The sequence below is a fragment of the Belliella filtrata genome, from assembly GCF_022549775.1.
Lineage (GTDB): Bacteria > Bacteroidota > Bacteroidia > Cytophagales > Cyclobacteriaceae > Belliella > Belliella filtrata.
The window spans coordinates 1-14532 of sequence record NZ_JAKZGP010000038.1; the positions used below are offsets into that span (position 1 = coordinate 1).

Genomic DNA, 14532 nt, shown 5'->3' on the forward strand with positions numbered 1-14532 from the left:
TCATAAATCTTATTAAGGATGTGTGGTAACACCTAAATAAGTGAAAAAAAACGAGCCAAAAAAGCCTGAATACAATTAATTCAGCCACTTTTTTGGCTTTTTTAATTATTCACTTGCGGATTTAAGGTATTTACTGTTTTCTGCTGGTGTACTTTCTCAGCCAAGAAGTAGAAATCAGGAAATCCGAGAGTTCCAAGATCGTATTGGGTTCATATCTGTTTTCTATCAGCTTTTGGTTGATTTTGATCTTGTTTTTAACCTTAAACTTTACATAAGCCATGTTAAGGAAAATAGTTTTGTTGTTTATAGTCGTTGGGATGCTGGGCATGTTGGGTCTTTTTGCTTGGAAGTATCAGAAGAAATCAGAAAATATAGCACAGATAAAAGAACAGATTCAAATTGTCCCTGATATTTGGCTAAAATCTTTCGATGAAGAGCCATTCTTAACCAGTGATTTTGCAGCTGGAAGTCTATTGCTTATCATTTATTTCAATTCTACCTGTGACATGTGCAAGATAGAACTCAATGCGCTTAACGAAAGGATTGACGAATTTGGGCGAATCAATGTACTTTTGGCAAGTTTTCAAGAAAGGGAAGAGTTGGAAGGGTTTATGGATGAATATCCATTTGTCTCCGAATCAAATATAAAAGTAGCATTGGATGAGGAAATGCATCTTTCCGCTTACCTCGGGGTCAAATCTGTACCAAGTGTTTTTTGCTACGATTCCAAAGGGGAACTAATTGCCAACTATCAAGGACCTGTGAAATTGGATATCCTACTGGATAAGCTTTTGAACAGAAAGGAGGGGGAGAAATGAAAGTAGCGATATCCAAACTAAAGAAGTTTCATGTAAGCCAATTGGGGGAATATGCCTGTGGTTTGGCTTGCCTGAGTACCATCTCCAAATATCATGGTGGAGAAGTCACCCAGGAAAAGCTTCGTGATGTAAGCGGGACAACCATGTCAGGAACTACACTCCTTGGTTTGATCCAAGCCGCCGCTGAGATTGGATTGGAGGCAAAAGGCTTTGAAGCAGAAATTATACACCTGAAAGAACAGGAATCTCCAGTGATTCTACATGTGGTCATGGACAAGGTAAGAGAGCATTATATAGTGTGTTTTGGCTTTGATGGAGAAAGGTTTTGGCTGAGTGATCCCGGAGTGGGGATTGTTTCGATGGATGAAGCAGAGCTGATAGACATTTGGAAATCTAGTATTTTGCTTCAGGTAAATCCTACAGAAAAGTTTCAGACCCAAAAAATCCAATCCAACTCCAAAATGGATTGGTTCAAATCCCTGATTGCAGAAGATATTCCAATTCTATTGGTTGCAACTGTTTTGGGGACTTTGATGGCGATTACGGGACTTTCTACAGCTATTTTTTCCCAAAAACTGATAGATGACTTTCTTCCCAACCAAACTTATGACAAAGCCATTTTGGGCGTAGTGGCTTTGGGGGTTCTTTTGCTGTTCAGGTCACTGTTGGGTTATTTCCAAGGTGTCTTTATGGCAAGACAGGGTAGGGATCTGAATATCCGGATTGTATCATCCTTTATCGGAAAGATTTTGCATCTGCCGATGAAGTACTTCAAGGGTTTTAGTACAGGTGATTTGATTGCAAGGATGAACGACTCGTTGCGCATCAAAAATACCGTTTCCCTGATTACAGGAACAGTAATTATCAATCTATTGGTCGTGGTGGTGTCATTGGCCTTTGTATTTTATCAATCCATCATTATTGGATGGCTTTGTGTGGCGGGTTCTTTGGCTTTTTTATTTGTGGGGTGGAGGTATCACCGTCCTATCATTGCCAAACAAAAGGAAGTCATGGCAGCCCATGCGCTGAATGAGACACAATACATCGATAGTCTGACAGGGGTTCAGGTACTTAGATCCTATGGCAGAGAAGATGTGTTTCGCCAACGAATCGATCAGGTTTATACCCATTACCAAACCAAGGGATATGATTTGGCTATTTTGGGCAATAACTTTTCCTTTTTTACACAGGTCATTGTGGCTGTGTTCATGAGTTTACTTTTTGGATTGGGTGTTTATTTGGTTTTTCAGGAAAACCTGCAATTGGGAGAGCTGATGGCATTGATTCAGGTAGGGAGTTCGATCATTCCAGCTGTAGCGGGATTGGTCGTAGCCAATATACAGTTTCAGGAAGCCAAAGTGGCATTTGACAGGATGCATGAGATTGCAGGATTGAAAGAAGAAGATCAAACGATATCGGAGAGCAATTCTAAAACTATCAATCCAGAATGTCTTTTGGCAGTCGATCAAGTGGTCTTCCGCTATCCTGGGAGAAGTCCAATCCTGAAAGGGGTGAGTTTTGAGTTGCATGCAGGTCAGGCCACAGCTCTGTTTGCCCCGGTAGGTACAGGGAAGAGTACACTGGTGGATTTGATACAGCGCTTTTATATTCCAGAGCAAGGGACTGTCCAAATGCCGTTTATGGAAGTTGGGGAAGTCAGCTTAAAGCTTTGGCGGGATCAGTTGGGGGTAGTAAACCAAAAAGAGAAACTATTCAACAGTTCTGTTTTGGATAATATAGCTTTGAGCAATACCCAGGAGGAGCTGGAAGCTACAGCAAGACTGCTTCAAGAATTGGGTTGGTGGGATATGTTTGCAGGATTGCCACAGGGAGTATTGACACTCTGTGGAGAAGACGGCAGAAATCTCTCTGGCGGGCAGCGACAACTCGTGGGTCTGGCTAGGGCTATGGTCAGAAAACCAAAGATTCTGATCCTAGACGAAGCCACAACGGCGATAGATTACGGGACAGAGCGGAAAGTTCAGGCACTTGTGCGAGATTATGTGAGTAACACGGGAGCATCCCTTTTGCTGATCACGCATCAGCCAACCTTGGCAGCGAGTATGGACAAGGTAATGATCTTGGAGCAAGGTCAAATATCTGCTTATGGCACAGCGGGTGAACTACTGCAATCGGATAATCTACTAAGTAGAGCCTATCAAAATATGTTGGAACCAAACTGGAGATAAGATGGCAGGATTGAAGTATTACGAACGGACGAAACTCCTGATAGAGTTGATCGAGAAAAAGAAGACGGGTGGACCAAAGGAGCTGGCAAAAAGCCTTGGCCTCAAAGAAAGAATGGTGTACAATATATTGGATGATTTACGGTTGGCTATGAATCGTGAAATTTGCTATAGTAAAGAGAAAAAAAGTTATGTTTTTACTGAAAAAAATGATTGACTGCAAGGAAATTGCAGTGGGTTGAGATTAAAATTGTGTTATAGTTAAATAAATTTTCAACCAAATAAATTAAATTTGTTATGAGAGAGTTAAGTATTGAACAGATGGAATCCATTAATGGTCAGGGTGTGTGTTATGGAGGTGGAATGGCACTTGCAGCTGGTGTAGCGGTGCTGAGTATAGGTATTGCTACTGGTGGTGTAGGTTTTTTAGTAGCAGGTGGTCTAGGAACTTATTTTGGTACTACTATTGGTTTAGCATGTGCAATGAATCCATATAAGTCATGAAAGTGTTAAGAAAAAATGAATTAGAGGATGTCCAAGGAGGCTTTAATAAATCTTTTTGGAATGGATTCTGTGATGGTGCAGCTATTGTTGGTTTAGGTTTAGGATTTGTTCCTATTGGAGGTAAAGTGTGGGGTGAGCTAGCAATTGGTGGTTTAGCTGTCGTGGGTTGTTTCAATGGACCAGCGTAGAACTGATTTATACCCAGCATACCACTAAGGTCAAATTAATACCTTAGTGGTATTAAATGAAAAATTATGTACAAAAACAGCTATATTAAATTCATACCTAGATTAATCGTAAGCTCTATTGGTCTAGGTCTTTTCTTCTACGACAGAACTTTAGCCTTATATTTTATTTTTCCAGCACTTATAACCATGAGCTTGGTTGAGTTAATCATGGAAAAAAGACAAAAGAAGCAAGGGTGAATTCCATTGAGAATTTTACTTTTTAGATCACATATCTCATTTCTTTTGTTTTGGCCATTTTATAAATTGCAATTCACAAATTGGGAGATTTCTAATCACTATAGACTGATTTAACCATTCCTATCTAGGCGAAACCCTTTTATCTTAAATTTCTTAGAAATAATATTCTGCTAAAGCCAATAGGCGGAATCAATATTTATATAGATGGGCTGAGGCATCATCTCAATTTAAAGAGGGTACTTTTTAGATCCCCTAAGTCTCGGCCTCAAAGAAAGAATGGTGTACTTGATGATTGATGATTTAAGATTGGCAATTAGTAGGGATATCTGCTATTGTAAAGATGAAAAAAGTTATGTTTTTATCGAAAAAAGTTGATTCGGTGAAAGATTATTTCACCAGTACCAAATTATACTTGTATTGTTAAATAAATTTTCAACCAAATAAATTAAATTTGTTATAAGAGATTTAAGTATTGAAAGGATGGAAATGGTGAGTGGGGGAAATCAATGTAGTAATTATGACAATGCTTTAGCAACTACAGGAATGATAGTCGGTGCGTTAGGTTTAGCCCTTGCAACTGGCGGTCTCGGAATGATAGCACTAGCGAGTATAGGCTTCGGAGCAAGTTATTTGAGTGTCTTATCATGTAATGGAACTAAATTGTTCTAATTTACAAAAAAACATATTGAGAATGGTAGTATTCTGGAGTGATTATACCATTCTCTTTCCAAAATGTTAGGTTTAAACTTTAACTAACTTTCAAATATGAATCTTGTTACAAAAATTAAAATAATACTATTATTTGTGGCATTTGTTTTAATGTTAACGAGTTGGATTTTTTATACAAAAGAAAAGGTGCTGTTATCAACTGCAATTCTGATTTCAATAGGAATGATATTTTCTTCTACATCACTGATTTTAAGTTTTAAGAAAGATAAGACTTGATAAACTTAGGTTTTTACCACAGTGTTAAGTGTTTAACTACTGGACTTTCGTCAGGTGGTAGAGTTTTAGCCAGGACAGGAGGGGCTGGAGACTTGGTCAAGAGGCATCAAGTACACAAGCGAACGGTCTATAGAATTATTGATGATCTTCGTCTTTCATCAAGTACTGAGATTGTGTACTGCAAAGATTCAGAAAGCTATATTTTTTTGAAAAATAATTGATTGGGTGAAAGATTATTTCACTCGTCTTAAATTATACTTGAACTATTAAACACATTATCAACTAAATAGATTTGTTATGAGAGAGTTAAGTATTGAAAGGATGTAGATGGTCAGTGGGGAAAGAACGCAGTTGGCTGTGCAGCTGGAATAATTACAATGGCTGCGATTGCAGGATTTGCGCTTTCAAATCCTGTAGGTTTTGGTGCAGCATTTTTGTATGGTGCAGGTAGTAGCCTTCTTGCATCGACTACAGGTGCAGCTGCACTGGCTATAATGGAAGCTTGTTAAACAATTAATTTAGAGACCTGTAATTTGAATTTACGGGTCTTTAATGATTTGAATATGATTATGAAAAAAAAGTATTTCGCGATATTTCATATACTTTAGTCAATTGGTATAGTTGTCCTTGTTTGTCTTAGCTTGGAAGAGTTTAAATTGTTACTTATCCTAGCTGTAGTTTCTATGGCATTAGCAATTAATTATGCTATATATGCAAACTACAAAAATGATTTATCAGAAAGTAGAAGCGGAATGAAAAAGACAAAGCAATTGGAAAGAAATAAGAAATTGAAAATAATATTTAGTGTGATTGCACTTGTGTTATTTTCCATTCAGTTGTTAATCTCTTATGGTTTGGTTAGTTTTAAATACGAATCCTATTTTGGGGCTATTGTTTTGTTCATTTTAGTTGTCTTAATGTCAATAATCATTTTTAAGCAAAAGAAGTCTGAGTCTTTAGAATAATGAGTTTTTAATATTTGTGATCAGAACTGGCTAAATGTACTAACCCAATTAATGGAATAGCACCATTCTCTAAAGGCTTTTTCTATTCTAGGGTCTTGATTTGGCCTTAGCTGTTTATGAAGGGGTTATAGTTGAAATGAATAATTATCGAAACTTGTTAATAATGCAAGTTTCGATAATTTGTTTAAGCCTTTTCCTTCTGAAAAAAATAATCAAAAGTTATGAATCCATTCAATCAATTCGAGAAAACTGTTAAAATAGCCAAGCCTTTAGGAATGATTGATTTAGTTTTTTTTATGTTTCAGATGATTTTGTGGCTAGACATTATAGAGTTTGAATATGACAGGTACGTTTTTCTCTTGGTAATTATTCCCTTACTTTCCTATATTTTAGCTATTCAATTTCATAATAGCAGACAGAAATCTGAGGATTGAAATTAGTAGCTCATATACCTATACCGTTTAGATAAGACTACTAGTTGAATTTAAACTTTTCCAAAGTTGGATTAAAAGTAAAAACAAATATTGTATACAAATCTTAACTTTGGAAAAGTTACCCTGAACTAAACGACATGGGGTCATATAATCATACATTTAATTTCCTATATTCTAACCATAACTCAAATTCCTCGAAGGAGATTTTATTAGGATATGAACATTTGTGTGTAAAAAATTTTATATTTTTGTGTATAAAAAAGTTTAAGGATGAGAACCAATATAGAGATAGACCAAAAAGTCATTGATGAAATTCTTGAAAAAACAAGTATCAAAACAAAACGTGAGGCAGTCGATTTGGCATTAAAGGAATTTCTCCGAATGATCAAGTTGAAAGAACTGTCCGAATTAGCTGGTAAAGTCAAATGGTCTGGAGATTTAGATGCCATGAGGATTGATTGAAATGGACAATGTATTGATAGATACAAGTGTATGGATTAATTTTTTTGGAGGAAAAGACCAAAAGATTATCAGGGCCGTTCAGGAATTACTCAGTAGAGATCAAGTGGTGATTTGTCCTCCTATTTTCCAGGAGATTTTACAAGGGCTTAAATATCCAAAAGAATTTTTAGAGATAAAGGATAAGTTGAAAGCATTGAAGCAAATTCACGTCGATCCTTTTGAGGCTGCTGAAGGTGCCGCTCACATTTATTCTGTCTTAAGGTCACAAGGTATTACTATAAGAAAGAGCTATGATTGTCTGATCGTTTGGTATGCCATTAATACTAATGCTACACTTTTTCATTTAGACAGGGATTTTATTCCGATTTCAAAGAATTTTAAACTAAGATGCTTTCAGTATGGATAGTAATTGTATTGATGTTTTTCAATAAATACTGGAAATTAAGCTTGCTTTCTAGATTTGTATGAGTTGTGAAAGTGTTTTTGTAAATTAAGAAAAACATAAACTATGAAAACATACCTTATTATTTTCTTAAGTCTATTTTTCAATCACTTTGACCAAGTAGTTGACCGAGATAATGAGTTTTCGGTCAGTATTTAGATCACAGAGTTGATGAATATGAAAGGTAATGCTGATTTGATGGATTCGGCAGGTGAGCTTATTCAGGTTATCGAACTAGGTGATGATGGCATCATCATCGGAGATATCACAATAGGAAAGGAGTGAGGGATTTATAAGACTTTGTGGAATCAAAATCATGCCCTAACGTTTAATGCATCATTGACCAAGTTGGAAAGTAATGCTCCAGAGAAGCTGATTTTTAAAAGGAAACTTATGCCTAAAAATAGCATAGTATGGAAAGGCAAAGGTGCTGAAGATATATTGGTAAAAACTAAAATAGACCGAGGAAAAGTGGTTATTACAATGGATAAGTTGGATGATGAAGCCCTATTTGCAATGATTCTCATGGAAAGAACTCATCATGCAAGATCATTGCTTATAGCGAGTACATCTTTCTGATAGGCTATTATGAAAAAGACTTGGATAGAAAAATTTCATGTAAGTAAGGAACCTACAGTGAAGCGACTGGAAAAGGCTTTTACTGATATGCCAGAGCAATCCCTTATGCTGATTGCTACACCTACATTGATAGCGGATTACTTGAGACAAGTGCCTATTGGTAAAGTTGTAGATATCAAGACACTTCGTAAGGATCTGGCATTGGAGTATGGGGCTGATCATACTTGTCCTGTCACCACTGGGATATTTTTGCGGATAGTAGCTGAAGCTGCTTATGAAGCACTTCAAGCTGGTGATACTGTTGAGTCGATCGCCCCTTTTTGGCGTGCAATAGCACCTGATTCGCCAGCTGCCAAGAAGCTATCTTTCGGTCAAGAATTTTTGCTGCAAATGAGGCAGAGAGAAGAGATCTAAGCTATGTAGTTTGCGTAGGGTAGGTAGAAAACCAGTTGTTGTGAGATTTTCAAATTTTTGATGCTTTTATAGTTGCTTCAGCTTTTGAAAATAATTGTGATGTTTTATATACAGAGGATTTACAGCACTTAATGGTTGTAGAAGATAAATTGAAAATAATTAATCCATATATAACCTAAGTATCATCCCAAATCAGCAAACCAAAATTTCTTCTCGACTTCTTCGCCTTGAGCTGTCTTGAAGTGATAGGACTTACTGACAACCCCTTTCATGGTGATGGTGATGGGTTTTTTGAATATTGGACCATCGTAGCAAAAGGTGTGAAATTCACCATTTTCTCCACAAGGATCAACTTGATCTGTTAAGCTGTCTAAAAAATCGTGATCAAATGTTTTTCCTACCCATTTTTCAGCTATTTTATCCGCATCAGCTGCACAGATCAAAGTTCTGAATCCTTCGGATATGAAATTGTAAGCAGTTTGTTTTGTGTTATTTTTCCACAAAGGAAATAGCGCTTTGAAGCTCCTTTTTGCGAGCTGATCTTCCCTGTAGGTTTTCAAGTCTTCTAGGAAAATGTCTCCATAAGCAATGCTGCTTATGCCTGACTCCTGCAATTCATCCAAGTACTTGTTGATGGCTTTTTCATAAGCGACATTATCACCACTAGCAGGGTAGTAGAGCTTATCAAGGGGTAAGCCTATAGCATCTGCTTGGGCTTCTATCAATGATTCATGGATGCCATGCATGCCTACTCTACGGCTTTCTTCGCCAAAAGTAGTATGCAATCTAGCGATTTCAATATTTGGGTCATTCATCAGTTTCCAGAGGGCAAAAGCACTGTCTTTGCCTCCTGACCAACTCATGGATATTTTTATCTTACTCATTTCGATGATTTCTTGACACCAAAGGTAAGGAATATTTAGGGTAGTAGGTTTCTAGAAGAACCGTTGAATTTGGTGATACTGATAGCGGTGCAGTTTTCTGGTATCGCTATATTTCTGCTGTTTTGTGATAGATAGCCGCTTCCATAAGGTAGCTCAAGAACTTTGTCTACCTCATTATCCATGCGAAAAATCACTTTGAAATCATCACCCTCTAGTTTTAGATGATTTATTCTATCCTTTTTCTCTTTCCTCCTAAAAACCTTTAATTCACCTTGATGCTGTTTGGCAATAAGTAAAGTCTCTCCATTTTTTCTTGTAAGACCTACCAAAGCCCTACCTTCACCAGAAACTTCAAACCCACTGTTATTTTGAGGTGAAAGATTTTTCCCTTCCAAACTTACATCCAATACATTGCCATAGGAGGCATCATGCCTTCCACTTACTGATTCATTGCCATAGAAATTTCCTGTCATGAAGATTTGGTCATGTATGTGGTCAAAATAAGTTCCAAAACTAGGAGCAAGTTGAGTTTCTACAGGAAGAGGGGCAAGTTGGTATTTTCCATTTTCGTCTTTTTTCAAAATACTACTTTCAAATTGATGTGCCTTTAGTACTTGGGCTTTATCCAATTGCTCTTTGTCGAAGAAGTTTTCTAAGTTATACTTTGCAAATTCTGAATACTTCAAAAACCTGTTTTTCCAAGAAGGAACTTGGCTTACAAGCTTATCCCTGCCATCCACTGGATAGTGTCCATCAATTAGATAAGAGAACATGATGGGATCAATACTTCCATTATTATCAAAATCATCAGCAATAAGCACCAATGGCCTTTCAGTATTCACTTCCCAGCGTGTATTTTTCCCTGCATTACCGAGTAGGTATCTCGGATAGCCATTAGAGTCTGTTCCATAGGTCTGAATGCTGTTCCACCAGCCTTCTGAGTGACTCGGGGCATAAGTTGTAGATACATTTTCGAAGATCACTTTATCCTCGTGCTTTGCTTGTTTGAAAAAGGTAATGGGCATCCATTCACCTAGGATAATCAAGTCTATTAATCCATCTTGATCGAAATCGGTCCAAAGCGCCGAACTGATCATTCCTAATTCCGACATATCAGGAATCAGTTGGCTGGTTTTATCGATGAACTTCCCATCTTGAAATGAAAGTAAGACAGCTGGTGGCGCTAGGGGATACTTTCCTGGTATCACCCTTCCTCCAATAAAAATCTCGAAATTCCCATCGCCATCAATGTCGGCTGCCGTAGCGATAGACCCGCTGAAGTTGGTGCTTGGAATGTCTGCTTCATACTTACTGAAATTACCCTTGCCATCATTGAGATAGAGTCTGTCAGCGTAGTTGTCATCATCTTCGGGGAAGCGACTGCCACCACTCACTACATAGAGGTCTAAGTCACCATCTTGGTCGATATCTATGAGCAGGCAACCCATATCATCGGCTGATTCCTCACTAAGAATTTCCTTTTTTGTGAAATTTCCTTTTTGATCTTGGATAAAAACAAACCTGGGTTCACCAGAAGATCCACCTACAAATAGGTCATCCAGACCATCACCATTGATATCACCTACAGCCATACCTGGCCCATTTTCAGAATGCTTGTGTGGTAGCAGTCGCTGCCTATTAAAGTCATTGTAAATGCGATGCGCATGTGTATGAACAATTCCAACCTCACCTGAAATCTCCTCAAAGGTATAAGAATGGTTCAGTCGATCTGGATTTTTAGCATCATTAGCATTCTTGTAATCAAGTTTTATGGTTTGATTTGGTTCTATGTTGCTTAGCTGTTGTATTTTGCCATCAGGCCAAACTACATCAAGCTTGATGTCCTGAGCCGCTTTGTCAATTCCAAAATGTGCTATAGGTTCGACAAAGGACTTGTATCCTCGGGTAGGGTAGTGTTCGTAGTATTGGGTCTTGGTTTTGCCAAGGTGTTGATAGCTCAAGGAAAGCTTGGAACCAAGTCCCATGGTGTTTAATGAGGAGCCAGTAATTTGAAATTTCAGGAAATTACCGGAATCGGATTTTTTTTCCTGATGGAGGTTTTGGTAAATGTAGGCCTCTTCATTGAGGTTGTTGATCACCAAGTCTAAGTCCCCATCATTGTCAAGGTCTACATATACCGCCCCGTTAGAGATAGAAGCATGATTCATTCCCCAATCTTGACTCTTATCGGTAAAGGTTAGGTCTCCTTTGTTTTGATAGAAGTAATTATTCAAACTAACTTCTTTAAGACTTGCCATTCCTTCTAGGAGATAGGCTCTTCTCTCTTCAGGAGTAGAAAATGTACTTAAGGTTTGCTTAAAGTTGATATGATCCATATCTGTCACATCTTTACCATAGCCATTGCTAACAAAGAGGTCTTTTAATCCGTCATTATCAAAGTCAGCAAACAAGGGACTCCAGCTCCAATCAGTCATCGCCACACCTGCCAAAAAACCGATTTCACTAAATTTTCCATTGCCTTGATTGAGCTGTAGGGTGTTGCGCACATATTGTGGCTCGTATCCTCGAGAGAGGTTGCTTATGAACAAGTCATAGTTTGCAGTAGGGGCAAACATGGTTTTTTGCCTATAATTATCTGGTGGAAACATGTCCAGAACCATGATATCAACCAATCCATCATTGTTGAAATCTGCAATATCAACACCCATGGCATTGAAGCTTTGGTGTTTTAGCATTCGGTCTATTTGGTTTGTGAATGTGCCATCTCCGTTGTTGATATACAGGAGGTCATTGGTAATAAAGTCATTGGCTACATAGATGTCTGGGAAGCCATCCTGATTGATGTCACTGATAGCCAGACCAAGTCCATAGCCTTCTATCATAATCCCAGCTTCTTGCGTCACATTCGTAAAGCTTCCGTCTCCATTATTTCTGTACAGCTTATCATTACTCTTGCCTCTTCCTGATTTTTCTCTTGGTCTAGAGGTATTCCTTTGAAAGGATTCCATGGCATTGGAAAGGATGTAGAGGTCAAGGTGACCATCCAGATCATAATCAAAGAATGCAGCTTGGGTATTGTATCCTCTGTCATCTATGCCATATTCAGCCGCTGACTCTTTGAATATTGGGATACCATCATCATCAGTGCCTTGGTTGACAAATAACAAGTTTGGGTTTGGGTTGCTTTCATCTCGGTTGGAAATGCTCAGGTAAATGTCTAATAGCCCATCATTGTTTATATCTACTATTGTGACACCTTCTGCCCAAGTAGAAGTACTGATGTTAGCAATTTCACTGATATCTTTGAATTGGAAGTTTCCTTGATTGAGGTAGAGCTTGCTAGAAACTTGATTGCCTGCGAAAAATAAGTCTGGGAGCCCATCATTGTTGAAATCTCCCACAGCAACACCACCACCATTGTAGATATAGTCAAAATCTAAGATATTGAAATCGTCGTTGATATCTATGATGTTATTGAAATCTACACCAGTTTCACTTGATTTGAGTAGCTTGAACATAGGTGCTTCGTGCTCTGACTCTACTTTACATGAGGTAAAAAAATGAAAGGACAAAAAAAAGATCATACAGTAGTATGTACTAGAAGCTACCGATTGTATTATTTCATTACTGGAGATTTTCACGAGCTTTGGGTCTTAGCGTCTTGGTATTATAATTAATAGCGGGGTAAGATATGGATTTTTATAAAAAGGGAAGGTTTTGAGTGTAAATTCAGCAAGGAAATTACTTTTAACATTCCCTTAGCAAAAGGACTTTTCAAGGTTTAACCTTTTTCTAAATCTATAAATCAACTTGGTCAAAAGATATTAATTCCATTTTTTACCCTTGAAGGGTTTTTATGAAACGATTTCCCTAATAAAATCTGAAATAGCTAAAGTGTATAGAACTGCAAAAACCCGAAATACAAACTTCGGGTTTTTACAATTTCATTTTAGATATTAATATTTTGATGAATTAATACCCTGGATTTTGATCATCATTGGACAATGCAGCATTGTTGTCAATTTCTGCAAATGGCAATGGCATCAAATCATGGTGAGGGCGAAAGTTGGGAACAGGCTCATTCTGAAGGAAACCTTGTCTTCTCCATCTTCTGATATCCCTGTTTCTGATTTGCTCACCAGGGAATTCCACTTGTCTTTCATGCTGTATCGCAATCCTCATTTGCGCTTGTGTACCAGTTGGATACTGAGCAGTAGGGTAGAGTGGCATATCCACATCCGCTCTCTGTCTGGTAGCATTGAGGAATGGCAAAGCAGCCGCGGTATTTCCTGTTTCATTCTCTACCTCAGCCATCATCAAAAGTACATCAGCGTATCTAATTACCCTAAAGTTGATGCCAGAGGCCATATTTTCAGCTGCTTGTTTGTAGATCATGGTATATTTTCTCCAAGCAGGTCTAGAAGAGTCTCCCGAAAAACTTTCTTCATTCAACACATTATTTCCATTGTTATAGGTATCACCTAGCTGATAGAAGTTATAAGAAAACCTTGGATCATCTTTGGTTGCACCATTTGAGATTCTTTCAAATGCATTGATCAGTGAAGTGCCAGGGACTAAGTTTTTCCAAGCTGTAGGACTATATTCCTGGCCTCTAAATGTAGAGAAAGAAATACCGGATCCATCTCCGTCCCATACGTTAGCATCACCAAAATCTCTTGTCATGATTACTTCAAAGACAGATTCTTGATTGTGTTCATTTTCCTCTTCAAAGTTAGAAAGGTATCTGGGCATCAAGCTGTATTCTCCAGAGCTGATTACAGCTTGTAAAGCTGGTCTAGCAGCTGCATAATCTCCTCTGAATAAATGTACTTTTGCAAGCATCGCTAATGCGGCAGCATTGGTCGCCCTACCTAGGTCAGCGCTACCATAAGAGGCTTTGTTTGGAAGAAGGTTTGCTGCTTCTGTCAAGTCACTGATGGCTTGTTGAAAGGTCTCTTCTTCAGTTGATCTTGGTGTGGCGCTATCGATAGAGGTGGCCATAGTAGTCATCAATGGCACTCCGCCCCAGAGTGATCCAAGCTCATAGTATGCCCATCCTCTTAGGAAATATGCTTCTCCTTTGATTCTATTTCTCAAACTTTCAGTGATTTCTTCAGCTACATTGTCAGCATTGTCCAATACAATGTTTGCTCGGTGAATCACCCTGTACCAGCCTCTCCAGTTCGAGATGATCAATGGGTTTGAAGGGTCAATGGCCCCTGCGATGATCTGATTTCTATGTGCTTCTAATTGACCACCTCCAGATGCAACATCATCTGAGAGCATGTCTTGCAAGAAGAAGTATTCTCTTATATAAAGATCTAACCCTTGCAATGCTGCATATGCTGAGTTGATACCAGCTGTAAGCTGTGGACCTGAAACGAAAAACGTTTCTACTGATAGTTGATTTGGGTTGATGGGATTCAGTTTATCCTCATCACATGAAACAACCCCAATCAAAAGCAATAATCCTGTAATTATTAACCTGATTTTCATTATTTTATTCTTTAGTA

Annotated in this window: 16 protein-coding genes; 12 read left to right on the forward strand and 4 right to left on the reverse strand. The window is 38.1% G+C overall.

The features are described 5' to 3' along the window. Nucleotides 1-130: 130 nt before the first annotated feature. Entirely contained in the window at nt 131-280 is a 150-nt protein-coding gene (locus MM239_RS13705; protein WP_241348816.1) for a hypothetical protein, read from the reverse strand. On the opposite strand from MM239_RS13705, the gene MM239_RS13710 reads away from it, so the two are divergent. The 12 genes from MM239_RS13710 (at nt 279) to MM239_RS13760 (ending at nt 8174) form a co-directional block, all read left to right on the forward strand. Continuing rightward, nucleotides 279-818 (forward strand): peroxiredoxin family protein, encoded by a 540-nt coding sequence (locus MM239_RS13710; protein WP_241348817.1) that lies wholly within the window; start codon nt 279-281, stop codon nt 816-818. The genes MM239_RS13705 and MM239_RS13710 overlap by 2 nt on opposite strands. After that, nucleotides 815-3007: a peptidase domain-containing ABC transporter gene (locus MM239_RS13715; protein ID WP_241348818.1), complete on the forward strand. Its 2193-nt coding sequence runs from the start codon at nt 815-817 to the stop codon at nt 3005-3007. Before MM239_RS13710 ends, MM239_RS13715 begins: the two co-directional genes overlap by 4 nt. Nucleotide 3008: 1 nt before the next feature. Then, nucleotides 3009-3221 carry a hypothetical protein gene (locus tag MM239_RS13720; RefSeq protein WP_241348819.1) on the forward strand — a complete coding sequence of 71 codons (213 nt, stop codon included), beginning with the start codon at nt 3009-3011 and terminating at the stop codon, nt 3219-3221. Nucleotides 3222-3301: 80 nt separating this feature from the next. Next, nucleotides 3302-3508, forward strand: a complete 207-nt coding sequence (locus tag MM239_RS13725) for a hypothetical protein (protein WP_241348820.1) — start codon at nt 3302-3304, stop codon at nt 3506-3508. Beyond that, complete coding sequence (locus MM239_RS13730; RefSeq protein WP_241348821.1) at nt 3505-3696, forward strand: SLC19 family protein; 192 nt, start codon at nt 3505-3507, stop codon at nt 3694-3696. Before MM239_RS13725 ends, MM239_RS13730 begins: the two co-directional genes overlap by 4 nt. Before the next feature lie 717 nt (nt 3697-4413). Then, nucleotides 4414-4602, forward strand: a complete 189-nt coding sequence (locus MM239_RS13735) for a hypothetical protein (protein WP_241348822.1) — start codon at nt 4414-4416, stop codon at nt 4600-4602. Nucleotides 4603-5255: 653 nt separating this feature from the next. Then, nucleotides 5256-5387 (forward strand): hypothetical protein, encoded by a 132-nt coding sequence (locus tag MM239_RS21005; protein WP_262918666.1) that lies wholly within the window; start codon nt 5256-5258, stop codon nt 5385-5387. Nucleotides 5388-5561: 174 nt separating this feature from the next. Further along, nucleotides 5562-5843 carry a hypothetical protein gene (locus tag MM239_RS13740; RefSeq protein ID WP_241348823.1) on the forward strand — a complete coding sequence of 94 codons (282 nt, stop codon included), beginning with the start codon at nt 5562-5564 and terminating at the stop codon, nt 5841-5843. A 704-nt stretch (nt 5844-6547) separates the two neighbouring features. After that, the gene (locus tag MM239_RS13745) at nt 6548-6739 is read left to right on the forward strand and encodes a type II toxin-antitoxin system VapB family antitoxin (RefSeq protein WP_241348824.1); all 192 of its coding nucleotides are present in this window, start codon (nt 6548-6550) and stop codon (nt 6737-6739) included. Between the two features lies 1 nt (nt 6740). After that, the gene (gene vapC / locus MM239_RS13750) at nt 6741-7145 is read left to right on the forward strand and encodes a type II toxin-antitoxin system VapC family toxin (RefSeq protein ID WP_241348825.1); all 405 of its coding nucleotides are present in this window, start codon (nt 6741-6743) and stop codon (nt 7143-7145) included. 429 nt (nt 7146-7574) lie between these two features. Then, entirely contained in the window at nt 7575-7760 is a 186-nt protein-coding gene (locus MM239_RS13755; protein ID WP_241348826.1) for a hypothetical protein, read from the forward strand. Nucleotides 7761-7769: 9 nt separating this feature from the next. Beyond that, entirely contained in the window at nt 7770-8174 is a 405-nt protein-coding gene (locus tag MM239_RS13760; protein WP_241348827.1) for a type 1 glutamine amidotransferase family protein, read from the forward strand. Nucleotides 8175-8356: 182 nt separating this feature from the next. Here MM239_RS13760 and MM239_RS13765 read toward each other — a convergent pair whose 3' ends face one another. From MM239_RS13765 to MM239_RS13775, 3 genes are all read right to left on the reverse strand, one after another. Further along, complete coding sequence (locus MM239_RS13765; protein WP_241348828.1) at nt 8357-9058, reverse strand: Dph6-related ATP pyrophosphatase; 702 nt, start codon at nt 9056-9058, stop codon at nt 8357-8359. Nucleotides 9059-9093: 35 nt separating this feature from the next. Continuing rightward, the gene (locus MM239_RS13770; RefSeq protein ID WP_241348829.1) at nt 9094-12537 is read right to left on the reverse strand and encodes a VCBS repeat-containing protein; all 3444 of its coding nucleotides are present in this window, start codon (nt 12535-12537) and stop codon (nt 9094-9096) included. A gap of 454 nt (nt 12538-12991) precedes the next feature. Further along, nucleotides 12992-14515 carry a RagB/SusD family nutrient uptake outer membrane protein gene (locus MM239_RS13775; RefSeq protein WP_241348830.1) on the reverse strand — a complete coding sequence of 508 codons (1524 nt, stop codon included), beginning with the start codon at nt 14513-14515 and terminating at the stop codon, nt 12992-12994. Between the last annotated feature and the right edge of the window lie 17 nt (nt 14516-14532).